We start from the raw sequence: 25,192 nt of genomic DNA on the forward strand, positions 1-25,192 counted from the left end.
ACATGACATTTCATAAATGGTTTGTAGGTTGTCTAATGTTAATTACCACCACAAGTGCTGTATTACCTAGTGCATTTGCGGCAAACGAAACGGCAACGCCATCATATACTCTGACAGTTTCAAACCCAACCCCTTCCAAAGGAGATAAGGTCGAAGTGGTCATTAAGGGTCATGAATTGAAAGATCTTTATGCGTATGAGTTGAATGTGGACTTTGACCCATCACGACTTACTTTGAAGTCTGCAACAACGCAAATACCTGGTTTCTCTGTACCCTCTGTGGTGAAAGATAATCACATACAGCTGGCACACACGCGGGTTGGGAAGGTAGATGGAGACAGCGGCGATCAAACGTTGTACACATTAGTGTTCGAGGCCATCGGCCAAGGGAAAGCTGACCTGTCCCTAAGTAAAGTGAAATCGGTTGATTCCCACTTGGCTAGTACCAATCAACAGACAGAGGTCAAAACTGAATTCCGAATCGACGGCTCACTGCCGTTTGATGATTTAGATGACTTCAGTTGGGCGGAAAAAGCGATTACCTTCTTAGCAGACAAAGGTGTTGTGAACGGTACTAGCGATCGTGTCTTCAGCCCAGCACTTCCTGTTTCACGTGCGGATTATGTTGTGCTATTAATGAGAGCACTCAATCTAAAAGGTGGAGCGGGAGCGCACTTTGCGGATGTCGAACAGGGGAAATACTATGAGGAAGCCATCCATACGGCTAGAGAACTAGGCATCGTCCAGGGAGATGAGAGCAATCAATTCCATCCACAAGCTTCTGTTACACGGGAAGATATGATGGTGCTTACGGAGCGGGCATTGTCACAAGTGACAAAACTTGCGAGTCAACAAGATGCTGCAACCATCCTGCAACCGTTCAACGATGTTTCAGATATCTCCGACTATGCGTTAAACAGTGTAGCCACCTTGGTCAAAATGGGGCTCGTCCACGGCTACGGGGATGGCATTCACCCGAAAGAGTCAACAAATCGTGCGCAGGCAGCGATGCTGATGTATAACATAATGAAGTCGCCAGACTTGTCGGCGAGTAAATAATGCGAAAAAGGCTTTCAGGGAATGCAACCTGGAGGCCTTTTTTTCGCGGGGGGCGGGGATTCGGGCAGCGAGGGAGTCCGCTAGGCGCGGAATTCTGAGCGACTTTCAAATAAATGTATAAAGTACAGTTAATTGGGCTGATTTGCGTGAGATTTAGTGAATAGATGGAAAAAGTACATCTAATTTGATAGGAATTAGCGGATTGGTGGATTGAGGTGAAAAATAGCTGTAGAAAATCCATCTAATGCTTCAAAAGGGCGAAAATCAGCAGAAATAACAACATAAAATCCATCTAATTTGTTTGTGGCGGGTGGTGAGAGGTTTGTGCGGAGAAGTAGGAGGTAGTGTTGGAAGTAGAGGTGGAAGTAGAGGTAGAAGTAGAGGTAGAAGTAGGGTAGTCAGTTAAGTAGCTGGGTTTCAAATACATGTAAAAAGTACAGTTAATTTTGCTGATTTCCGTGAGATTTAGTGAATAGATGGAAAAACTATAGCTAATTTGATAGGAATTGGCGGATTAGTGGATTGAGGAGGGAATTAGCTGTAGAAAATCCATCTATTGCTCCAAAAGAGCGAAAATCAGCAGAAATAACAACATAAAATCCATCTAATTTGTTCGTGGCGGGTGGTGAGAGGTTTGTGGGTAGAAGTAGGAGGTAGTGTTGGAAGTAGAGGTGGAAGTAGAAGTAGAAATAGAAATAGAAATAGAAATAGAAATAGAAATAGAAATAGAAATAGGGTGGTCAGTTAAGTAGCTGGGTTTCAAATAAATGGGAGCCCCAGCCCCAGCCCCAGCCCCAGCCCCAGCCCCAGCCCCAGCTCCAGCCCTACGCTCAATAAGCAAAAGGAAGAAATTTGAACAAAAGCACGGGATATTACAAATCTAAATTTGGATAAATATGCTAAGTTTAAGGCAAGCGTTACGTTTGACGAAAGGAGGCACTGGGGAGGGAAACGTAGGAATCCAATCGGTTGTGTTACTGGCATGCAGCGATAGAAATGAATTCGAGAACGTAGGAGGAGCAACACATGAAAAAAGCAGTCATCGGCATACTTATGGCCTGCATTCTTGTTACAGGCACGGTAAACGTACCGTCGAACGTTCGAGCAGCAGATCCAACTTCGGATGGTCATGGTTTAATGGGAGATTTCTTTAAATGCGAAAAAAATCCGGACGATCGTCAAGATATTACGGTGTTTAACTTTGATAACTTTCGGGGAGAAAGAGCGATAGCGAATCTGAATGGGGATTCGTTTACAAGTATTTTCAATCAATTGTCGGGGACTCCCGATTACAATACGGCGCGGTTTACCGGCACGATTGTTCCTACCTATACTGAGGACTACACGTTCCATATGGTTGGTGATGATGGTTTTCGATTATGGATTAACGGCGAGAAGATTATTGACTTCTGGCAACAAACGTGGGATAAACCGCAAGATAGTGTGGCTATTTCGTTAGAAGCAGGCAAGCATTACGATATCAAGGTTGGGGTGGTTCCTGGCTGCGTATGGAATGGGAAAGTGCGAGCCAACAACGAGAAGTCGTGCCCGAATCAGCCCTGTATCTGCCCTCAGATCATATCCTTCCCTCTAAGAAAGCAGATTTAACGGCAGAAATTCAAAAGATTGATTATTTAACAGGCAACTTTGCAGGTGAAGTAACTCCAGGTGCTTTAAACGACCTTCAAGCAACGAAAGTTACTGCTGAGACAACGCTGAACACCATCGATGCCCAAACGCTGACGGACGATGAGAAGGTGACGCTGCTCTCGCAAACGATTCAAAACGTATCGGTGGATAGATCTCTTTTTATGAAAGAAATGGGTGTCACAAGCAAATCGGTATTTAGCAAGTTTAACAACCCGCTGTATCAAGGGCAGGACCCTTTCGTAACGTATCATGACGGTTATTATTACTTCGTATCCTCCAGCAATTTGGATTCCAATAATAAAGTGTATGTATCCAAGTCACGCACACTGACCGATCAAGGTGAAAAGGTGCTTGTCTTTGATTCGTTGGGAACGCAAACACGTATTTTCGCACCAGAAATCTTCTTCTTTAATGGCAAATGGTACATCTACTATTGTGCAGATCGGCAGGATTCCGGATACCAACATATGGCAACGGTATTGGAATCGACTACTTCGGATCCGCAAGGCCCATTCATAGATAAAGGGGCTATATATGCCGGTGAGAACGGCGTTAGTAAGCAAGCGAATGACTTCACAGTCTTTGAGCATCAAGGCCAATTGTATGCTGTGTGGGGAACGTTAGGCGCTGGTGAACCGATTGGTCCCGCCATCGCTCCGATGGATAATCCGTATACGATATCCGTAGATCGCTCGTTCTTACCTGGTGGTGGCGGTGAGGGTCCTCGTGTGTTACAAAAGGACGGCAAAATATTTATCACCATGTCAGAAGGTGACTATGCGTCCAATGGCTATCGATTGTCCTATTTTATGAATACGGATGGAAATATATTGAATCCGAGTTCGTGGTCGCGCACGAATGATGTTTTCGTAGCAACGAGTGAAGTATCTGGCCCTGCCAGAGCAGGATTTGTGAAGTCTGCTGACGGTACGGAAGATTGGATGATCTATCATTCGCGTGTGTACAAAGATACAGGACGCAATTGGTGGCGTGAAGTGAATATCAAGAAATTCGATTGGAATCCAGATGGAACACCTAACTTTGGACAGCCGATTGCACCGAATGAATGGCAAAACCTGCCTTCTGGCGACCCTGGTCAAGGAGACATGTATCAAGCTGAAAATGCAGTTGTTCACGGTGATATTACTTCGGAAAATACGCATGCCAACTATCAAGGCACAGGTTATATCCATTTACCAACAAGTTCTGGAGCTGAAGCTAGCTTCGTCGTGCAGGCACAAGAAACTGGCGATTATATCGTCGGTACACGTTATGCCTATGGGGTTCAAGTAAACGGGGAATCGACGAATAACCCCACAACGCAATTACCTGGAAGAGCGAAGATCAATATCTATGTCAATGGCACCTTTACAAAATCAATTGCACCAGATAAAACAGCAATAAGCTGGGATGAATGGTTTACCGATTCACAGCGTTTGCATCTGCAAGCAGGTAAAAATGTGATCAGTTACCGGATTGATAATAGTTCAATCGGTAATGTGAATTTGGACTATTTAACGATGTACAAGGCAGATGTACCGAATGTTATAGATACGCATCAAATTACAGGGACATTGTCGGGTGTGACAGCTGTTCAAGCTGGCCAACAATTTGAGACGACATATGGCTTGACGCATGTGTCAAGTAGAGCGGAAGATGCGGTATACGCGCAAGATTTGCTCCTTACCTATGATGCGGATAAGGTCGATCTGCTCGATGCCGTTTCGAAGAGGGAAGGCCTCACTGTTCTTGGATTTAAAAAGGTTGCCCCAGGACAAGCGCATATCCTCCTTGCTAGCCTTGGCGCAGCGAATGCAGTAACCACAGACGGAGATTTGCTTACGCTGAAGTGGAAAGCCCTTCAAACGACAGTCAGTACGAGCATTGCCATGTCGCCAGCACGAATTGGCAACGGGAAAGGTGTGGAGACGTTACTAGCACCTATCGCTTTTAACCTGCAAGTGACAGGTGGCGGAACGCCAAGCTCGCCGGATGTTAACGGAGATGGCAAAGTGAGTATCGGAGATCTCGGTATTCTTGCCTTTAGCTATGGCCTCACTTCTTCCAGCCCGAATTGGTCTGAGATACAGAAGTTAGATTTGAACCATGATGGTGTCATTGATATTGTCGATCTGGCGGCATTAGCAAGAGCTATTATTCAATAGTATGAAATAGAATTAGCGCGTTACAGGGAGAGGCGGATCCATAGGATCTGCCTCTTTTTCCCTCTTTTTGCATCATTGCCCCGCTTTTCAGTGGGTATGACGGAATAGTGCAAAAAATCACTCCTGCGTGTAAAGACGCTTACACCGCAGAAAGCTACAATGACATTGTAAGCATTTAATTAGAGGAGGAAACACAAATGGTGCAAAAAAAGAGATTCATGGGGGCCCTAGTGGCAGCAACGGTTTTAGCGACATTGGTATCCGGATGCGGGACCAAAACAGAAACAACTTCGGCGACGAAAGCGCCTGAAACGGCAAAGACATCGGAAGCGCCAGCCAAAGCAGGCGATAGCAAGCTAGTCGTCGGGTTCTCACAAATTGGTGCGGAAAGCGGCTGGCGCGGTGCGGAAACACAGTCCATCCAAGATACAGCTAAAGCGGATCCGACGATTGAACTGAAGTTCTCCGATGCGCAACAGAAGCAAGAGAACCAAATCAAAGCAATTCGTTCATTTATCGCGCAAAAGGTGGATGTCATCGCCATGGCCCCTGTTGTTGAAACGGGTTGGGAAGCTGTGTTGAAAGAAGCGAAAGACGCGAAAATTCCAGTTATTCTAGTTGACCGTGGCATCGATAAGAAAAACGAAGATTTGTACACAAGCTTCATTGGTTCTGACTTCATTACAGAAGGTCAGAATGCGGCGAAAGCATTGGCTGAGCATATGGGTGATAAAGGAAATGTCGTCGAGCTTGAAGGAACAGTTGGCGCGAGCGCAGCGAACGATCGCAAAAAAGGCTTTGATGATGAAATGAAGAAGCATCCAAACATTAAAATCGTCAAATCCCAAAGCGGTGATTTCAACCGTGCAACAGGTAAACAAGTGATGGAAGCGATTCTGAAATCGCCAGAAGGTAAAGATATTCAAGGCGTGTACGCTCACAATGATGACATGGCATTAGGCGCAATTCAAGCGATTGAAGAAGCAGGTAAAAAGCCAGGAACTGATGTGAAAATCGTATCCATCGACGGCATTAAAGAAGCATTCGAAGCGATTAAAGCTGGCAAATTAAATACAGTTGTAGAATGTAACCCATTGCTAGGACCACAACTGTATCAAGCTGCGAAAGATTTGAAAGCAGGCAAAACCGTACCGAAATGGATTAAATCCAATGAAGACGTGTTCTCTGGTCAAAAAGCAATCGATGCGCTTCCAAACCGTAAGTACTAATTAGTTGCTCAAGCAGATAGAGGAGTTATAGAGAGAAAACGAAATCAAGAGCGAATTCGATGCTCTTGATTTCGTTTCATAAATCGATAGAGGAGCGAGTGCCGTATGCAAGAACATCCCTTGTTAGTGATGAGCGGAGTCAGTAAATTTTTTCCTGGTGTCAAAGCTTTAACGAATGTGGATTTTCAGCTTCGTAGAGGAGAAATTCATGCATTAATGGGACAAAATGGCGCAGGGAAATCCACCTTGATTAAAGTTTTGACAGGTGTCTATGAGATGGATAAAGGCACAGTTTTCCTTAACGGACAGAACGTACGCATTAAATCGCCGAAGGATGCGCAAGCGCTGGGGATTAGCACGGTGTATCAAGAAGTTAATCTCTGCCCCAATATTTCTGTCGCGGAAAATTTATTTATCGGTCGGCAGCCACGCAAAAAGGGCGGTGCTATCGACTGGACTGCGATGAATCGCCAATCGGAGGAACTGCTCGAGCGACTGAGTATCCGTCTTGATGTCACGAAGCCGTTGGCCGAATTCTCCATCGCCCTTCAACAGATGATTGCGATTGCGCGTGCGGTCGATATTTCATCTGGTCTCTTGATTCTAGATGAGCCAACTTCAAGTCTTGATCAACAAGAAGTAAAAGAGCTATTCCGAATTATGCGCAAATTGAAAGATGAAGGCATGGCGATTGTCTTCGTTACTCACTTCATGGATCAAGTGTATGAGGTGTCTGATCGCATTACCGTCCTCCGAAATGGTGAACTGGTAGGAGAGTATCCGACGGAAGAACTTCCGCGTATGCAGTTAATTTCCAAGATGATTGGCCGTGAGTGGCAAGAAGAAGAGAGCAAGAACAAAGTCGTCGGCATGAAGAAAAATGAAGTATGGGTATCCGCAAAGCAACTGGGACGCAAAGGTTCAATTAACCCTTTCAATTTAACGTTGCATAAAGGTGAAATTCTCGGACTTGCTGGGCTGCTTGGATCAGGGCGGACTGAAATGGCGAAGCTGATTTTTGGTATTGATAAAGCAGATGAAGGAGCTATATCCATCGGCAGTGAAGAGATGAGAGCGATGTTTCCCATGAAAGCGATTGAACATGGATTTGCCTTTTGCCCAGAGGAACGTAAGGTGGAAGGCATTGTCGGCGAGTTGACGGTCCGGGAAAATATCGTACTTGCGTTGCAAGCCAAACGTGGATTGTTCAGGCCGTTATCCCTGCGGAAGCAGCAGGAAATTGCTAACCATTATACGAAACTGCTGCACATTAAAGCGTCCAGTATGGAACAACGTATTGATCAACTCAGTGGAGGGAATCAACAGAAAGCCATTTTAGCCCGTTGGTTAGCTACGAATCCGAAGTTGCTTATCCTAGATGAACCGACACGGGGCATTGATATTGGCTCCAAAGCGGAAATACGCAAATTAATATTGTCGCTTGCTGCGGAAGGCATGACAATCCTGATGATTACATCGGAATGGGAAGAGATTATTGGGTGTTGTGACCGGGTCATGGTACTGCGAGATCGCGACATTATTGGCGAGTTGACGGGCGAAGAGATTACGGAGCAACGGATTATGCATATGATCGCAGAAGGAGGGAGCAGAGATGAAGCCATTTAACACCCTATACGAGATTTTGGCACAAAAGAAGTTATTATGGCCCTCTGTCGGCATTATCATCATCTTGATTTTTAATGCTTTTTTTACACCGGGGTTTTTCAATATTCGGATGCAAGATGGTCACTTATTCGGGAGTCTCATTGATATTCTAAATCGTGGAACACCGATATTAATTATTGCACTGGGAATGACGCTAGTCATTGCGATGGAGGGCATTGATATTTCCGTAGGGTCTGTCTTAGCCATTTCAGCTTCCCTAGCTGCTTTTCTCATGCAAAAGCACGTTCCATTTGTTTTCGCGTTAAGCGCAGGTTTAGCGATTGGTGCGCTTTGCGGATTCTGGAACGGCATACTGGTCGCTAAGCTGAAGATACAACCGATGATCGCAACTCTGATTCTGTTGACGGTTGGACGTGGCATCGCGCAGCTCATCTCGGGAGGGCAAATCATTACGATTTCCAATAAAGCCTACCGGTTTGTAGGTGGTGGCTATTTGCTAGGCATCCCTTTCTCTGTTGTTATTGCAGCTTTTGTTTTTCTAGCGCTCTATTTCATCACACGAAAGACGGCATTTGGTTTGTTTGTGGAATCGGTTGGTTCCAATCGCGTATCGAGTGAGTTTACAGGTATTCACGCAAGCCGCATTATGTTGACGGTGTATATGATCTGTGGATTTTGCGCCGGGCTTGCTGGTATTATCGTTTCCTCCAATATTACGGGAGCGGACTCCAACAATGCGGGGCTATGGTTTGAACTAGATGCCATTCTAGCTGTCGTCATTGGGGGCACCTCGATGCGAGGAGGTCGGTTTTACTTAGGTGGTACTGTCTTAGGAGCGCTCTTCATCCAAACGATGACGACCACCATTTATACACTAGGCATTCCCTCCGAATCCGTAATGGTCGTCAAGGCTGTTGTGATTATTCTTGTAAGCTTGGTTCAATCTGAAGTGTTAACGTTGAAATTGAACAATCTATTCCATAGAAAAAGTGAAAAGAAGGTGCTTGTTAATGAAACTACGATTTAGAATTACATCGGCTAACATCACCATTCTAGCGACGATTGTTTTATTCCTCTCGCTGTACGTTGGTGGTTCAGCGATGTTTGATAGCTTTTTCTCCATGCAAGTATTTCTGAATTTATTTGTAGATAATGCCTTCCTTATTATTGTAGCAACAGGTATGGCATTCGTTATTATTACAGGCGGAATTGATTTATCAGTCGCTTCCTTAATTGCCTTAATCAGTGTTATCTCTGCCGTGATGTTGCGAGCAGGTATTCATCCGTTTGTCGTCATGCCATCCGTGCTTGTGCTTGGAACAGGATTTGGCTATGTACAAGGGTATCTGATCTGCCGATTTAACATTCATCCATGGATCGTTACGCTCGGCGGTATGTTTTTGGCAAGAGGCACGTGCTTCTTAATTAGTCCTGAAAGTATTGTGATCGATAATCCGATCTACAGCGCAATCTCGAACTACCGAATTCCAATGCCAGGCAGCGGTTCGATCTCGGTTGGTGTTGTTATTGCTATAGTAACGGTAGCAGCAGCGATCTACGTGTCCAAATTCACAGCGTTTGGCCGCAATGTATATGCAATTGGCGGGAATGAACGGTCCGCAGAATTAATGGGACTGCCCGTGTATGCAACGAAAATGGCGGTATACACGATTAGTGGTTTCTGCTCCGCAATCAGTGGCATCGTATTTACTTTTTATATGCTATCTGGCTATGGCTTGCATTTGATGGGCGGAGAGATGGATGCGATTGCGGCTTGCGTGATTGGCGGTATTTTGCTAACAGGTGGATTCGGTTATTTAGTGGGCCCTATGCTGGGGGTTTTGAGTGCTGGCGTTATCCAAACCATTATTATGTTTCAAGGATCTCTTAGTTCGTGGTGGACGAAAATCGTGATCGGATTCCTACTGTTTGCCTTCATTGCGTTACAGCGTGCCATTGTTGCAAGAAGGGAAAGAAATCGCAATCCAGCCACGAGCAAAAAGTTGAAAAAGCGAATCCAAAATGCCGTTGAGATATGATAGTATAAGATGAACTAGAAAGAGAGGAAGATACGACAGAGGAGGATCGGGGTGAGTGTACTCATTCGTTACTGGCAGGATCGCAGCATCCGATTTAAGCTGAATAGTATCTTTCTACTTATTATTCTTATTTCCATTCTTGCGTTAAGTTTATGGGGGAGCAGGGCCTACAGCACTTTCTCTGAAAATCAGGCAGATGCGAATACGCTGCAAATGATTCATCAGGTTGAAAGTAATGTCGATCTCTATATTCGTCACCTAGAAGATGTGCTCTCTTATATTAGTGAGGATGCATCTTCCGCTCAGTTTATGAGAATGGCTACGGTTCCAGGACCGTCAACGGGGGACCATACACAGATTACCAAAATGATGACGATGTATGCGATGAGAAACAAGGAAGTAACCGGCATTATGCTCGTCAATCAGAAGGGGTCCTATGTTTCCTATGAAATGGATCGGATTACACGTGATTCGCTAACGGAAGAAGATTGGTATCAGGACGCAGTGAAAGCACCAGGTGAGACGCTAATCATTAGTAACCCCATTGGACGTAATGTCGCCACTTCACAGAACTACAGTTCCTACGATGTATTATCCTTAGTCCACGCCGTGCAGGACCCGCAGAGTCGTGAAATTCTAGGTGTTGTTGTGATGGATTTGCGTATGGATATGTTGAAGTCGATATTCGAAAATCTGAAGTTAGGCAAGTCTGGTTTTATGTACATACTCGATTACAAGGACCAAATTCTGTATGCCCCAACGAACAATATCGTGTATCGAATTCAAAGTGATATGCTGCATAATGGTCAACAAGGAAGCTTTACTCAGACAATTAAAGATCAGCGATATCGCATCCTGTATAATGACTCCAATACGAATAATTGGAAGTTTATCGGTGTCATTCCCAATGATGATTATGAGAAGGTTATCAAGGATATTCAACTGTATACATTGATTGTCACGATTATTACCTTGGCGCTGGCTGTCTTCTTGTCAACGTATTTCACGGGGACATTGATTCGTCCTATACGGAAATTAATGAGTTTGATGACCAATGTGAAGAACGGGGAATTAAATCAGCGTTTCGTTCCAAAAAGTAAAGACGAGATTGGCCAATTAGGCAATAGCTTCAATCACATGTTGGAAGAAATAAACAATTTAATCAATCTTGTCTATGTGGAACAGAAGAAGAAGCGGGAAGCCGAACTGCAAGTGCTGCAAGCGCAAATCAAACCGCATTTCCTCTACAATACGCTGGATACGATTCAATGGATGGCGCAGGAATACGAAGCTGACGATATTATTGAAATTATTGGGGCGCTAACGAATTTATTCCGGATCGGCTTGAATAAAGGGTATGAATGGATTCCGATTCGAGATGAAGTAAAGCACGCGGAAAGTTATATGATTATTCAGATGTCGCGTTATATGGATAAGCTGGATATTCAATTCGACATCTCGGAAGAGCTGTACCGATACTTTGTGCTTAAGCTCATATTGCAGCCGTTGATTGAGAATGCAATCTATCACGGAATCAAAGCGCGGACGGGAAAAGGTACGATCACCATAAGTGCGCAGAGGCATATGGATATGATTTATTTCCGTATCCATGATGATGGAGCAGGTATTCCGCCGGAGAAATTGGAAGAGCTCAATCAGATTTTAAGCGGTGAGAAACAGCGTTCAGATCAGTATGGCATCGGTTTGTTCAACGTGAATGAGCGGATACAGCTCACCTACGGGATGGCCTATGGCCTTCAAATTTTTAGTGAACTTGGCAAAGGGACAACCATTGAAGTGAGGCACCCTTTGGTACAAGTTGTTAAAAAAACAGGATGAGGTGACACGGATGTTGAAACTGATGATTGCAGATGATGAGCCTCGCATTCGCAATGGTCTATGTAAAGCGCTGCCATGGGGAGATATGGGCATACAGGTTGTGGCTGAGGCTGAGAATGGCAGGCAAGCACTTGAAGTCGCTGCTACCGTACGCCCTGATTTAATGTTTGTCGATATTAATATGCCCATTCTTAATGGACTGGAGCTTATTGAACACCTGCAACATGAGGTTCCCGGATGCTTAGTCATTGTCATATCGGGGCATGATGAATTTACATATGCACAGCAAGCGGTTCGATTAAATGTATTCGATTATTTGCTGAAACCCGTTCAGAAATCGGAACTTCAAGCAGTTGTGAGCAAAGCTGCGGAAGTATTAAACAAGGATCGGATTCAACAGCGTTACACACAGTGGATGAATCATAAATTTGAAGACAAAGCCGTGACGATGCGGGAAGATTTCTTGCGCAGTTGGATGACGGAAAGACTTACCCAAGATCAATTTGATGAGGATCATGCATTCTATCAGCTGAATTTTCAGGGCCCACTCTCTCTACTTCTTGTGAAATCTCTGGGCAAAATGACGCTCAATGCGCCAGCAAAGACGTGGGATCCGCAATTACTGGAGTTTGCAATCAAAAATATACTAACCGAAATGCTGCCACATGTTCCGATTTCTGCTGTTCTTAGCGTCGAGAATGGCTTTATTGCTGCGATCTCGCAAGTAAGTGATCTTACGGTGCTGCATGGGAAATATGAAGAGTTTGAACATTCGGTGCAGCAATATTTGGGTGTCAGCCTGCTTCTTACACATGTGGTCTCGGAACAGCTGGAGGAAATTCCTTCTCTCTATCATGAGTTGAAGAATAGTCTCAGCCAAGAAAATACCTTGACACCGATTGTAATGATGACTAAGAAGTATTTGGAGACCTACTACTACAGAGAAGATCTTTCCCTGTCTGAGGTTGCCGAGCAGATGAATGTAAACGCGACCTATTTGAGCAAATTGTTAAAAAGGGATCTTGGCAAGTCATTTATTGACTGTCTCACGGACATCCGAATCAAGAAAGCCATTCAATATCTGAATGACCCCACATCAAAGATGTATGAGATTTCAAGGCGAGTGGGTTATCAATCACAGCATTATTTCAGTCATACGTTTAAAAAAGTGATGGGTGTATCGCCATTGGAATATAGAAGACGTGGGGAATAGACATATGAGTATGAACGCACGGAAGCGTTTATTTGGATATGGATTACTTGGGGTGATGGTGCTTACGGCCATCATTCTAGCCATTTTTGGCGTTGTTAGTTTAAAGTCGGATAAGGCCGACAAGGATTTCCTGATCGGGATTAGCCAGCCTAACTTGAACGAATCCAGGCAAATTGCCATGTATAATGAAATTCGCATCGAGGCTGAGAAGCATAAGAATGTCCGACTTATTTTTACAGATGCAGCTGAAAATAGTGAGAAACAAATTAATGATGTGCAAAAACTCCTCCATTATGGGATTGATCTTCTCATTATTTCGTTAAATGATTCAGAGAAGCTAACCCCAATCGTCAAAGAAGCCTATAAGGATATGCCGGTTATCGTACTTGGCCGAGGCGTCACAGGGTATGATTACTCGATGTTCATTGGCTCGGATAATTTAGCCATAGGCAAGAAATCAGGTAAACTGGCTGCTGATTTATTAGGAAGCAAGTATGCGAAGATTGTAGAGATCAAGGGAACGATAGGGTCCTCTTCCGTGGAAGAGACAAGTCTCGGATTTCGCGCCTTTCTAGATCGGACACCGTCGCTGCATATTGCCAAAGTTATTAATGGAAATTGGCGGCGCGATCAGGCTGAAGATGAATTGAAACGAACATTAACGGCGGAGCCGGATATCAAGCTGGTCTTTGCTCATAGTGATGCCATGGCGCTTGGGGCGTATCGTGCGGTAGAATCGTTAGGATTGCATGATGTGAAAATCATCGGGATTGATGGACTCGAGACGATGAATGGTGGATACGATCTGGTTAAGCAAGGCACCCTTAGCGGTACGGTGACAAGTCCGACTGGTGGGAAAGAATCGATTCAGTATGCCCTCGATATTCTGAATCAAGAGAAGGTCATTCCGAAGAAAATTATTCTACGCAGTCATGTGATTACGAATGATAACGCTTACCCATCGATGGGTGAAAGGGCTTCGTCGGAGACTTTGCCCAAAGTGCTTACGGGTAGCGGAATTGTAAAGAAGATTAAACTTGGCGTCGCCGTCGTTGGTTCCGAAAGTAGTTGGCGTGCCGCCAATACAGAATCGATTATGACCACTGCGGGGAAAGATCCAGCCATTGATCTGCTCATCCAGAATGCAGAAGGAAATCAAGAAAGACAAATAGCCATCATTCGCAACTTTATCAAGTCTAAGGTGGATGTGATTGCATTTACGCCGTTCGTGGAGTCAGGCTGGGATAACGTATTGGCCGAGGCCAAAGCTGCGGGTATTCCGATCATATTGACGGATCGCAAGGTGAGAGTCGAGGATGACTCTTTATGGACGACGTTCATAGGATCTGACTTTGTTGAAGAAGGTCGCCGCGCTGCGCGTTGGCTTGTCGAGAACAAGAATGGGAGTGGGATCACAACAATTGCTGAGTTGCAAGGAACGTCGGGATCGGCCCCAGCGATTGAACGCAGACAAGGCTTTGAGGAAGTACTTTCTCAACAAGCCGACTTCCGTATTATCGCTTCAGAAAAAGGCGATTTTACGTATGCAAGCGGCCAACGATTAATGGCGAAGATCATTGCTGACGGTCAAGTGCCTCAGTATGTATTTGCTCATAATGATGATATGGCACTTGGAGCAATCAAGGCAATTGAACAGGCGGGGATGAAGCCTGGCAAAGAGATTGGCGTCATTTCTGTGGATGCCACGAAGCCTGCATTTCAAGCCATGATCGCCGGCAAGCTGAACATGTCTGTGGAATGCAACCCACTCTTGGGACCGCAAATCATTAAAGCTGCGAAGGAGCTTGCAGCAGGGAAAGAAATCCCAGTCAATATTATTACAGCTGAAGGGATCTTCGCGCAAGACACAGCCAAACGAGATGTGACGACGCGGAAATATTAAGGGGATCAGGATGGCAAGTCTAGTAAAGGGCGCACGATTGAGCCCTATTACTAGACTTGTTTTTTTGTATGCCAGTTAGGGATCTCGGGTTACCCAAACATTTATCAGAATCGCGTACATTATCTCTGTATTGTGTAAAGACGAGTATTTTCGAGATTACTATAATGTTAGTAACGGAAGGGGAGCTGTACATGAATTTGAGGAAAAATTTGATTCTGCTCTGCGGCATTATGCTACTAAGTTGTCTGCCCTTATATTTACTGTTATCACATAAGAACACAGATCCCATAGTGAGTGCGGGAGAAAGGCTGGACGTCCATAAACTGGAGAACATTGTGAATTTAGCGAGTTCACGCGGCAAAGCGGGACCGGATGCGGTGAAGGCACCATCTTTTACACTGAAAACGTTAGACGGCTCCTATGCGACGATTGGCGGCAAGCGGGATAAACCACTCCTTGTTCACTTCTGGGCGAGCTGGTGCGAAGCATGTTCCGTTGAAGTGCCAACGTTAAGAAAGCTTTATGAGCAATATAAGAGTCAAGTTGATGTTGTAGGGGTTAATGTGGCAACAGAAGAGAAATTAGAAAATATTCAAAAATTTGTGCTGACGAATCGTATTTCCTATCCGATACTCCTGGATGAGCATAAGCATGCTGCTGATCTCTATGAACTACATGCGCTGCCGACTGTATTCCTAATAGATACGAATGGATACATTGTGGATACCTTTCATATGGTTGACCCGCTTGAGCTAGAAGAGAAGGTAGGACGTTTAGCCCAGCGTTAAAAAACAAATATGGTGAACCTGATACCCCGTGCAGGAGGAGTGATATGCATAAATAAGCCTAGCAAGCATCAGGAATAGCGAAAATTTTTTAACCATTTTATAAAGGAAAAGAGGTGTCACGGAGATGAAAATAAAGACGTTTATCGTGCAATTATTAGTTGTTGCCTTGTATTTGACCGTAATATCACCATACCCACCTGCCAAAGCGGCAGAGGCAGAACCACTGCCAAGCTACTTCGCTGATCATTTCGATAAAGTGACGATTGATGGCAAATGGAATGTCATAGAGGGACCTTGGGCTATTGACGCAGGGAAATTGACAGTTGCGAAAGGGCAAGGTTTCAAGGCGATAACAAGTGAAGAACAGTCATTTGGTGATGTGACCGTCGAAAGCGATATCAGCTTGGGAGACAGATCCGGTGATGCAGGCGTGTTGTTCCGAACCATCAGTGCGACGCCAGGTGCCGATAATGTTAAGGGCTACTATGCAGGAATAAGCGCAAGTGGGACAGGTGTCGTGACGCTCGGACGGATGAGTAATAGCTGGACGGAGCTCAAACGGGCTTCGGTTACAATTAATCCGAATACGAGTTACCATCTGAAAGTATCTGCTGTAGGCGATCTAATCAACGTATATGTGAACGATGTACTCGTGTTAACGCAGTCCGACAGTACGTACACATCGGGTAACATCGGTGTAAGAATGTACAATTCACTGCCGACTTATGATAATCTCGTAGTTAAATCTACACAGGGAACCACGTTATTCGAAGATACCTTCGAAACGCAGGCAGAACAAAGTCTTGGTCAGTGGAATCAAATTGATGGCAATTGGCAGCTGCAAGCTGGAACGATTACAGTGAATAGCGGCGATGGCTATAAAGCGCTGGTCAAGGATACAGAATTCGAGGATATGACCCTCGAAACCGATATTAAACAACCTAGCGGATCAGGAAATGGCGATGCAGGTGTGCTGTTCAAAACGCAAAGCGCCGCACCAGGCGCGGATAACGTTCGTGGCTATTATGCGGGTTTAAGCAATAATGGTACCGTTATTCTTGGCAGAATGAACAACAACTGGACTGCACTCAAGACGGTGAAAGCGCTGCCGAACATGGATGCGAACCGTTCTTACCATTTGAAAGTCGTGACGTATCAGAATCGAATCAAAGTGTATGTCAACGATACGGTGAAACCGATTATCGACTATACCGATGACAGCGCGGATAAGTACGCGAAGGGTGGCGTTGGTTTGCGAAGTTATCGCTCTGTACCACAGTTCGATAACTACATCGCGAGTGAATATGTGATACCTGACAAGTCGTTTGTGGCGCCAGTAACGAATAAAAGTCCGCTTGTCCAAACCCCATTCACTCCGCTTCCACTAGGCTCAATTGAAGCGAAAGGCTGGCTGCTCAAGCAACTTGAGTTGCAGCGTGACAATGCTACGGGTTATTCAGAGGATTTGTATGGAGAGCTTGGCACTAATGCGGCTTGGCTTGGCGGTACAGCGCCTGATTCCGATTGGGAGCGTCCAGTCTATTACTTGAAAGGGCTTGTTCCCTTGGCTTATACGTTAAAAGACAAGGATCTCATTGCGAAATCACAGAAATGGATTGAAGCAATTCTTGCGAGTCAACATGCGGATGGCTCCTTCGGGCCAGCGAGCAGTGATGATTGGTGGCCTCGCATGGTCGCGCTATATGTCATGAAAGACTATTATGAAGCGACCGATGATGCGCGTGTACTCCCGTTCATGACGAAATACTTTCATTATCAAGTGGCTCAATTGCCGGATCGCCCCCTAAGAGATTGGGGCAAAATACGCGTAGGCGATAATATTGACACGGTGCTGTGGTTGTATAACCGGACGGAAGATGCCTTTCTGCTCCAACTTGCAGATACATTAGCGAATCAAGGTTATCCGATTTCCGATATTTATGCCAAAGATGAATTCCAAAATTTCGGCAATGATTTCCAACCTACGCATGCTGTCAATGTGAATGAAGCGATTAAGATGCCAACCATCTACTATCAGAGATCGCATGATGAACAAGATCGTGCTGCTTTCCAACAAGGCGTAAGCAATTTGGCAAAGCATGAACAGATTACGGGGATGCAATCCGGCACCGAAATGTTGGCGGGTATTGGCGCCACGCAGGGTGTGGAACTATGCGCCATTACGGAGCGGATGCAAAGTAACGAAGAAGCAGCCATGATTCTGGGGGATCCGCATATTGGCGATGCGCTTGAGAAAATTGCCTTCAATTCCCTGCCTGGTTCGATGGATAAAGAGCTGAAGAATCATCAGTACTATTCCTTACCGAATCAGGTGGAGAGCAATATCGCCGATCATGGCTATAAACAGAATTACGAGAACGGGACAATGCCTTCTCCAACATCGGGTTTTCCTTGTTGCCGGTTTAATATGCATATGGGATGGCCGTATTTTGTGAAAAATATGTGGGGCGCCACACCGGATGGTGGTCTTGGTATTATCGCATATGGGCCAAGCCGAGTTTCGACGAAAATCAAAAATGCAAACGTCACGATTGATGAAACGACGAATTATCCATTCGAGGAGCAAATCGGCTTCGATGTGACAACGTCGGAAGCGGTAAGCTTTCCACTCAAATTAAGGATTCCAGCATGGGCGGATCAACCGACTGTCACAGTGAATGGTCAAGCGCAGCAAGGCGTTCTTGCTGGTGAATATATGACGATCGACAGAACTTGGTCGACAGGTGATCGTGTTGTGTTGACGGTGCCAATGAAATTGAAAACATCAACTTGGGTGAACAATTCGGTTGGCATTGAACGCGGACCGCTGGTGTTCTCCCTGCAAATTCAAGAAAATTGGCAAGTACAATCGAATCCGATCGGAGCCATTCCAGGTTTTGATGCAGGAGCACTTGGTTACAACCAATATCGTGTATCTTCGAGCAGTCCGTGGAACTATGGATTAGTAATTGATCGTGCACATCCAGAGGATTCTATCGAAGTCGTGAAAGGGGTTATGCCTGAGAATCCGTTTATCCAAGCAACAAGTCCAATTAAATTGATCGCGAAGGCGAAGAAAATCCCAACATGGGGGAAATCAGCTAATAACGTTGAGGCGACAGAACCTCCTGTAGGGCCGTTGCTTTCAACAGAGCCAACTGAGGACATCACATTAGTTCCTTATGGCGCAGAGAATTTGAGGGTTACGTATTTCCCGGAAGTGACGGAACAAGCAGAAGCTGCCGTGACGATGAAATATGAAGCTGAACAAGCTGAAATTGGGCATGCGAAAATTAATACAAATAATAATCGTGCGTCGGGTGGCAGCTATGTTGGAGAGATCGATTATCCTGACAGTTATGTTCTTTTCAACTCGATCGAAGTTCCTGCTGCTGGAACATACAACATGGATATTTGGTTTGCTAATGGCGGTGATTATACAGCAGCTACAGGAAAAGTTCTCGTTAACGGCGAGGAGCAGTTGGTTAAGGTTCAAGGTACACAAAACTGGGGGCGCTTCATGGCTATTCCACTAACAGTGAATCTCCAGGAGGGAACGAACACGATCAAGTTTATGAGAAGCGAAGGCTTCTATGAACTGGATTATGTGGTTGTCAGGCCGTTGGAAGTGAAAGAACCGCAGCCTACGCTTCCTGCTGTCGCTAGCTTATCGGGACCGGATGCCGTTCAAGTAAACCAAACCTTCGATCTAGAGATGGGGATAGCGAACGTTACCCAAAGTGTGTATGCAGAAGATATCACCGTGACTTATGATCCAACCCAAGTGGAATACATGGGTGCTGAGGCTTTGACAGAAGGGTTCGCATTGGTTGGTGAATCGAAGTCGACAGGTCAAGTGCGTTTGCTAATGGCGAAAGTAGGTAAAGTAGACCTGGATGGTTCATTACTTAAACTGAAATGGAAAGCCAAGTCGATTCCTAGCACAGCGAACACGGTCATTTCCTTATCGAATGTGATCATCGCTGATCAACATGGGGTAGAAACAACGCTAGATACAGCCCAACACACGATGAAACTTACAGTTCCAATAGTCAACGTGGATCCAACAGATGACACAGATACAACTGTGCCTACACCTTTACTAGGTGATCTCAATAACGATGGCAAATATACGAGCGATGATTTAGACATTTTAGCTAGGTTCTACGGCTTTTTGTCGAGCAGTGCATCGTGGGAGCAATTGAAAAATCTAGACTTTAATCATGATGGTCAAATTGATCTAGTTGATCTTGCTGCCATCGCGCAAATGATTACGCAATAAAATGCAAAGCAATGGAATCCCGCATATTTGCGATACGTCTTGTATCGTGATATGTGGGATTTTTGTATAAAAAAGCCTATTCGTGTAAATACAGGCGATACTGTACTTTTTTATAATAAAGGAGCAATGCAGCTTACAAATAAAGGAAGGAGGCAATGCGAGGAGACTGAATATACCAACATGAATCTATACATAGCTAGGAAAGGCCTCCCCCAATTTGATACGTTATGCATCTAAAATAAGAGAGGTTGGTTCAAGCATGAAGTTCAAAGACGTGCAGAAATTGCTTGTAATGCTTGTCATGGTTGTGAGTTTGTGTCTTCCTTCCCTATCGATTTCACATCAAGTTCAGGCTGCTGAAGCGGAAACTCACGGCTTGAAAGGCGACTACTATACGAGCTCAGGCTCACCAAGCTTTAATTTTGGAACTTTAAAAGCGACTACGGTCGATGCTAATTTGGATTTTAGCTCTTTGGAAACAGCGTTGAAGCTGATGACAGGGCAAAGTGATAACGTGAATGTGAGATGGACGGGATCAATTCTTCCTGCCTATTCTGAAAATTATACATTCTCCATTATTGGCGACAATGGATTCCGTCTGTGGGTGAATAACCAACTTGTGCTTGATCATTGGGTCAATGATTGGGATAAAGAGCAAACGGGCACGCCGATCGCTTTGGTCGCAGGTCAGAAAGTTGATTTTAAACTAGAATATTTCGAAGCAACAGGCGGATCGAATCTACATGTAAAATGGTCCAGTCCTTCGCTTGCTAAACAGGCGATTCCTACAGAGGCGTTGTTCACCCCCCCAGGGTACAAATCTGCAGGCAGGATATTGGAAGACGGAATGAAGGCAGAGATCTCCTTCGATAACGCCTTATCTGCTCCGCCTACAGGTGGCTTCGGCACACATTTGAAAGTAGATGTTGCTGGCATGAATTGGCCGATTGCGAATGCAGCATTACAAGCAGGCAATAGCGCTGTACTCGTCCTCACATTTGAGAATCCGATTTACGCTAAGGATGTTTCGCAAGTGGGGATTAGCTATGACGGGAATGGCGGTCTTCAACAAGGTGATGGAAGTGACGTTGGTGCTTTCTCCAAATTTCTGAAAAATGACTCGACGTATCAAATCATGACGCCATGGGCGGAACAACTGGATCCAGCTAACGTGCTGCCAGAGTATCCAAGACCACAGATGGCTCGGGAGCAATGGCTGAATCTCAATGGTGAATGGGAATTCCAGGCTGCCAAAGCTAGCGATGTGCTTCCGACAGGGCAAACGTTAAAAGAGAAGATTCTCGTCCCATTTGCAGCAGAGTCGATTCTATCCGGCATTCATCGGACGGAAAGCTTAATGTGGTATAAGCGATCTTTCACGATTCCTCAGAGCTGGAGTGGTCAACGTGTGAAGTTAAACTTCGGAGCCGTTGATTATTTGGCTACTGTCTATGTCAATGGCCAGCTGGTTGGCAGTCACAAGGGTGGATTCACGGCATTTAGCTTGGATATCACAGATCAATTGCAGGCAGGTCAGAATGAGTTGATCGTGAAGGTACTCGACAACACAGATACGGGCGAAGACCAAGCCGTAGGGAAGCAAACCGTGAAGAAGCTTGGTGGCATTTGGTACACGTCAAGCTCGGGCATCTGGCAAACGGTGTGGATGGAACCAGTTGCCTCAGCACATATTGATAAGCTAGACATGGTTCCGGATATCACCAATCATGTGCTGAAGCTGAAAGTAACTGCTTCAGGTGTTCAAGGTGAAACCGTGGAAGCGATTGCAAGTATGAATGGGCAGGTTGTTGGGACTGCGACAGGAACTCCAGGTACGGACATTGCAATTCCTGTACCGGGTGCAAGACTTTGGTCACCTGATGATCCGTTTCTCTATGATCTAACGGTGAAAATTAAGAACGGGGCACAATCCGTTGACCAAGTAGAAAGCTATTTTGGGATGAGAGAAATCAAGACAGGTTTGGTTAACGGTGTGATGCGAACGTTGCTGAATGGCAAACCGGTCTTTATGATGGGCCCTCTTGATCAAGGGTATTACCCTGATGGGATTTATACGGCACCTACCGAAGATGCTTTGCAATTTGACTTGGCAACGATTAAACGTATCGGCATGAACACGGTGCGCAAGCATATCAAAATTGAGCCGGCACGCTGGTATTACTGGGCAGATAAAATGGGCTTGCTGGTCTGGCAGGATATGCCTAGCTTAGAGGATCGACAAGGGAATAAAGGTAACGATATCTCACAAGCGGCCAAAACACAATGGCTGAAAGAATATAAGGAAATGGTCGATCAACTGCAGAGCACGCCTTCCATCATGACTTGGACAGTGTTTAATGAAGGTTGGGGTGAGTTCGATCAAGGCGGGCAACTGTCCAAAGATGCTGTGAATACGGTGAAAAGTTGGGATTCCACCCGTCTCATTAACGGCAGCAGCGGTTGGTGGGATACAGGTGTAGGCGATCTGAACGATGCACATAGCTACCCTGCTCCAGCTTCACCAACACCTTCGGCGAATCGCGCATCGGTCATTGGTGAATATGGTGGACTTGGATTGCACGTGACGGGTCATGAATGGACACCGCTTACTTTCTCGTATCAATTAATGAACAGCAAACAGGAAATAACGGACAAATATATTAGCTTTATCGATTCCCTTAAGCAGCAAAAGGCGAATGGCTTGAATGCAGCCATCTATACGCAAATTACGGATGTGGAGTATGAAATTAATGGACTACTTACGTATGATCGTAAAGTAGAGAAACTCGATTTTGACAGGATTGCCAAAGCACACCGGGAGTTGATTGGCACAGCGAACAAGGCTGATTTGAGTGCGCAGCTTGCTGTAGAAGAGAGCTTCTTCGGGGCTATTCGCATTGGATCCCAACCAGGGACGTATCCACAAGCTGCCGTAGATGTATATACAGCGACACTGAATACGGCTAAAGCTGTTAATCAAGACGCTAACGCAACGGTAAGTCAAATTCAAGGGGCATTGGATAGCTTGATAGCTGCGCATCAGCAGATCTTATCTACCGTACATGCGCCGATTCCGAATGGAGCGACGACAGATACGTTTGATGCCTCAACGTTGGCGCCAAGTTGGACGATTTTCCGTCCAGACAGCACCAAATGGAGTCTAACAGCCAATCCTGGCAGTATCCGACTGCAATCGTTAGCGGGGGATATGTTCGGAAACTCCAATGCCAGTAAGAATGTGTTTTTGCAAAATGCACCTGCTGGAGATTTCGTCATAACCACGAAAATCACAGGTTCGGTGAACAAGAATTATGAGCAAGGTGGTTTGCTCGTTTGGCAAGACGAGGATAACTATGTACGCATAGGTCATGTGTGGGATACCACGGGAGCAACTGGTAAAAATTTGGAAAGCGCCTTCGAGAAAAATGCGGTGTACACCAAAGCAACGAATGTCGCTAGGCATCCTGGTACGGATTCAGTCTACTTGATGATATCGAAAGTAGGCAATGTCTACACGACATCCTTCTGGAATGGCACCGCTTGGCAACAGGCGGCTGATCCGATGACCGTCAATTTAACGAATGTCAAAGTCGGCTTCTATGCGATGTCAGCTACTGATGGTACGTCCATCCCCGTAGATTTTGATTACTTCACGGTGGGGGGACCAATATTGAATGAGCCGTCATTCACAATGACAGGTCCAGCTGTCGTTGCCAGCGGGCAGCCATTTAGCGTGACGCTTGGTCTTGATTCCGTTACAGAAGCAGTGTACGCGCAAGATCTGACCGTGACCTATAATCCAACACAACTCGAATTTGATTCTGTGGAAGAACGACATGCAGGTATTACGGTTGTGGATAAAGCCGTGACACCGGGTAAACTCCTATTGATCGTAGCGAATATCGGTGCGGCTGATGTGAATGGCGCGATGTTTAAACTGAACTGGAAGGCTAAACCGTTGACAAGCACAGCGAATGCAACAGTCCTACTTTCAAATGCCGTGCTTGCGAACGGTGCTGGTCAAGAACAGACATTGGATCAAGCGAGCTTCGCTGTTCAAGTTACAGGATTAGTGAATAAAGCAGTATTGAATGAGCTGATTTCACAAGCACAAAGCAAACATGATGTGGCCGTTGAAGGAAATTATACCGGTCAATATCCGACTGGCTCCAAAGCAATGCTTCAAGCCGCGATTCATAAAGGTAAGGCTGTAGCTGAAGATGCAGGTGCAACGACGGAAGGTGTTGCGCAAGCTGTGGATGAGCTACAATCTGCGTTGAATCAATTCTTAGCCAGTGTGCATACCGCAACGCCTGGTGACATTAATACCGACGGCAGATTTACTGTCGGCGATTTGGCCCAAGTTGCCGCTGCATACGGTAAAACGTCAGCTGATCGCAATTGGGCACAATACAAGCAAATGGATGTCAATGGCGATCAGATCGTCGATATTGAGGATTTGGCGGCAGTAGCCCAGTTGATTTTGCAGTAAAGTAGAAGGAGCTAAGCGGGGTTGTTGCGCTTGGCTCTTTTTCTTTAGGTTGACAGGATGCCATGTAAGAGCGTAAGTGGCTAAGATTACATGTAAAATATACAGTTAATATTGGGGATTTATAAGTAAATTAATGTTTAGATGGAAAAAGTACATCTAATTCGAGCGAGAATGGCGGTTTGGTGGATATTAGCTGAAATTAGCTGTAGGAAATCCATCTAATGCTGCGAAACAAAGCGAATAGGCAATAATAACTACAGAAAATCCATCTAATTTGTTTAAGGCTGCGGGGTGAGGTTTGGTTGGAGGGGCAGGGGAGTAGGAGTAGGAGGGGAAGTAAATTGTGCAATGAAGTGGGGAAAAAAGAGCCGAGCGCTTGTATTCGCTTGGCTCTATAAGCTATCTTGCTGGATTGGATACCAGCGCTCTAGATGCATCTTGCTCCGCTGTCGCATACCAACTACTCGAAATGACTTCCCGCTCCAACTCCAGTAACTCCTCGGTAATTCGATAAGCATCCGCAACTGAATTGACCAACGGATCTGTCAGCATAGCTCGTCTCAGCTTCTCGCGACTGCCTTCAACAACGGCTTCCGCCGTCAGTTAGGCGTTACGCCGGGACAGTATATGTTCCAATTAAGGATGAACCGAGCGAGAGACTTGGTCTACACACAGCGTTATTCGATGCAGCAAGTGGCTTCCCTCTTAGGCTACCCTGATGCGTATTCTTTCTCCAAAGCATTCAAGAAACATTACAAAGTGCCGCCAAGCAAATTCGTGTAAACAGTAACTCGTCGGTGACGTGGTAACTGTTTTTTTTACTATTTACGAGCTAGTTGAGATGGGCTGCACCCGTGAAACGTGATGCGCTGCGCTTTGGTAAATATGTGCCGGCGTTGGAAGTTATT

General features: G+C 45.4%; 15 protein-coding genes. 14 read left to right on the forward strand and 1 reads right to left on the reverse strand.

What is annotated here, in order from left to right; translation table 11 throughout:
* Positions 1–2 precede the first annotated feature (2 nt).
* From AC58PV_RS07035 to AC58PV_RS07095, 13 genes are all read left to right on the forward strand, one after another.
* Positions 3–1,058, forward strand: a complete 1,056-nt coding sequence (locus tag AC58PV_RS07035; RefSeq protein ID WP_497431557.1) for an S-layer homology domain-containing protein — start codon at positions 3–5, stop codon at positions 1,056–1,058.
* A gap of 1,026 nt (positions 1,059–2,084) precedes the next feature.
* Positions 2,085–2,666, forward strand: a complete 582-nt coding sequence (locus tag AC58PV_RS07040) for a PA14 domain-containing protein (protein WP_497431558.1) — start codon at positions 2,085–2,087, stop codon at positions 2,664–2,666.
* Entirely contained in the window at positions 2,567–4,873 is a 2,307-nt protein-coding gene (locus AC58PV_RS07045) for a family 43 glycosylhydrolase (protein WP_497431559.1), read from the forward strand. Before AC58PV_RS07040 ends, AC58PV_RS07045 begins: the two co-directional genes overlap by 100 nt.
* 197 nt (positions 4,874–5,070) lie before the next feature.
* Entirely contained in the window at positions 5,071–6,102 is a 1,032-nt protein-coding gene (locus AC58PV_RS07050) for an ABC transporter substrate-binding protein (RefSeq protein WP_497431560.1), read from the forward strand.
* 105 nt (positions 6,103–6,207) lie between these two features.
* Positions 6,208–7,728, forward strand: coding sequence for a sugar ABC transporter ATP-binding protein (locus tag AC58PV_RS07055; protein WP_497431561.1), 1,521 nt, complete (start codon positions 6,208–6,210; stop codon positions 7,726–7,728).
* Positions 7,715–8,755 (forward strand): ABC transporter permease, encoded by a 1,041-nt coding sequence (locus tag AC58PV_RS07060; protein ID WP_497431562.1) that lies wholly within the window; start codon positions 7,715–7,717, stop codon positions 8,753–8,755. Before AC58PV_RS07055 ends, AC58PV_RS07060 begins: the two co-directional genes overlap by 14 nt.
* Positions 8,739–9,767 carry a galactofuranose ABC transporter, permease protein YjfF gene (gene yjfF, locus AC58PV_RS07065; protein ID WP_497431563.1) on the forward strand — a complete coding sequence of 343 codons (1,029 nt, stop codon included), beginning with the start codon at positions 8,739–8,741 and terminating at the stop codon, positions 9,765–9,767. Before AC58PV_RS07060 ends, yjfF begins: the two co-directional genes overlap by 17 nt.
* A gap of 51 nt (positions 9,768–9,818) precedes the next feature.
* On the forward strand, positions 9,819–11,606 hold the full coding sequence (locus tag AC58PV_RS07070; RefSeq protein ID WP_497431564.1) for a cache domain-containing sensor histidine kinase: 1,788 nt from the start codon (positions 9,819–9,821) through the stop codon (positions 11,604–11,606).
* A gap of 10 nt (positions 11,607–11,616) precedes the next feature.
* Positions 11,617–12,819, forward strand: coding sequence for a response regulator transcription factor (locus AC58PV_RS07075; protein ID WP_497431565.1), 1,203 nt, complete (start codon positions 11,617–11,619; stop codon positions 12,817–12,819).
* Positions 12,820–12,823: 4 nt separating this feature from the next.
* Positions 12,824–14,722: a substrate-binding domain-containing protein gene (locus AC58PV_RS07080; protein WP_497431566.1), complete on the forward strand. Its 1,899-nt coding sequence runs from the start codon at positions 12,824–12,826 to the stop codon at positions 14,720–14,722.
* A 191-nt stretch (positions 14,723–14,913) separates the two neighbouring features.
* Positions 14,914–15,510 (forward strand): TlpA family protein disulfide reductase, encoded by a 597-nt coding sequence (locus AC58PV_RS07085; RefSeq protein ID WP_497431567.1) that lies wholly within the window; start codon positions 14,914–14,916, stop codon positions 15,508–15,510.
* Positions 15,511–15,634: 124 nt separating this feature from the next.
* Positions 15,635–19,792 (forward strand): 3-keto-alpha-glucoside-1,2-lyase-like domain-containing protein, encoded by a 4,158-nt coding sequence (locus AC58PV_RS07090; protein ID WP_497431568.1) that lies wholly within the window; start codon positions 15,635–15,637, stop codon positions 19,790–19,792.
* A gap of 259 nt (positions 19,793–20,051) precedes the next feature.
* On the forward strand, positions 20,052–24,284 hold the full coding sequence (locus tag AC58PV_RS07095) for a PA14 domain-containing protein (RefSeq protein ID WP_497431569.1): 4,233 nt from the start codon (positions 20,052–20,054) through the stop codon (positions 24,282–24,284).
* Positions 24,285–24,683: 399 nt separating this feature from the next.
* Here the strand turns inward: AC58PV_RS07095 and AC58PV_RS07100 are convergent, their stop codons facing one another.
* Entirely contained in the window at positions 24,684–24,836 is a 153-nt protein-coding gene (locus AC58PV_RS07100) for a hypothetical protein (RefSeq protein ID WP_497431570.1), read from the reverse strand.
* Between the two features lie 75 nt (positions 24,837–24,911).
* Between AC58PV_RS07100 and AC58PV_RS07105 the strand changes: the two genes are divergently transcribed.
* Entirely contained in the window at positions 24,912–25,067 is a 156-nt protein-coding gene (locus tag AC58PV_RS07105) for a helix-turn-helix domain-containing protein (protein WP_497431571.1), read from the forward strand.
* Positions 25,068–25,192 lie beyond the last annotated feature (125 nt).

This window comes from Paenibacillus sp. J22FR83 (assembly GCF_059691955.1).

What these genes read in the sequence shown, in the direction of transcription:
- AC58PV_RS07035 (WP_497431557.1), top strand. Translation starts at nt 3, where the DNA reads ATGACATTTCATAAATGGTTTGTAGGTTGTCTAATGTTAATTACCACC.
- AC58PV_RS07040 (WP_497431558.1), top strand. Translation starts at nt 2,085, where the DNA reads ATGAAAAAAGCAGTCATCGGCATACTTATGGCCTGCATTCTTGTTACA.
- AC58PV_RS07045 (WP_497431559.1), top strand. Translation starts at nt 2,567, where the DNA reads ATGGAATGGGAAAGTGCGAGCCAACAACGAGAAGTCGTGCCCGAATCA.
- AC58PV_RS07050 (WP_497431560.1), top strand. Translation starts at nt 5,071, where the DNA reads ATGGTGCAAAAAAAGAGATTCATGGGGGCCCTAGTGGCAGCAACGGTT.
- AC58PV_RS07055 (WP_497431561.1), top strand. Translation starts at nt 6,208, where the DNA reads ATGCAAGAACATCCCTTGTTAGTGATGAGCGGAGTCAGTAAATTTTTT.
- AC58PV_RS07060 (WP_497431562.1), top strand. Translation starts at nt 7,715, where the DNA reads ATGAAGCCATTTAACACCCTATACGAGATTTTGGCACAAAAGAAGTTA.
- yjfF (WP_497431563.1), top strand. Translation starts at nt 8,739, where the DNA reads ATGAAACTACGATTTAGAATTACATCGGCTAACATCACCATTCTAGCG.
- AC58PV_RS07075 (WP_497431565.1), top strand. Translation starts at nt 11,617, where the DNA reads ATGTTGAAACTGATGATTGCAGATGATGAGCCTCGCATTCGCAATGGT.
- AC58PV_RS07080 (WP_497431566.1), top strand. Translation starts at nt 12,824, where the DNA reads ATGAGTATGAACGCACGGAAGCGTTTATTTGGATATGGATTACTTGGG.
- AC58PV_RS07085 (WP_497431567.1), top strand. Translation starts at nt 14,914, where the DNA reads ATGAATTTGAGGAAAAATTTGATTCTGCTCTGCGGCATTATGCTACTA.
- AC58PV_RS07090 (WP_497431568.1), top strand. Translation starts at nt 15,635, where the DNA reads ATGAAAATAAAGACGTTTATCGTGCAATTATTAGTTGTTGCCTTGTAT.
- AC58PV_RS07095 (WP_497431569.1), top strand. Translation starts at nt 20,052, where the DNA reads ATGAAGTTCAAAGACGTGCAGAAATTGCTTGTAATGCTTGTCATGGTT.
- AC58PV_RS07100 (WP_497431570.1), bottom strand. Translation starts at nt 24,836, where the DNA reads ATGCTGACAGATCCGTTGGTCAATTCAGTTGCGGATGCTTATCGAATT.
- AC58PV_RS07105 (WP_497431571.1), top strand. Translation starts at nt 24,912, where the DNA reads ATGTTCCAATTAAGGATGAACCGAGCGAGAGACTTGGTCTACACACAG.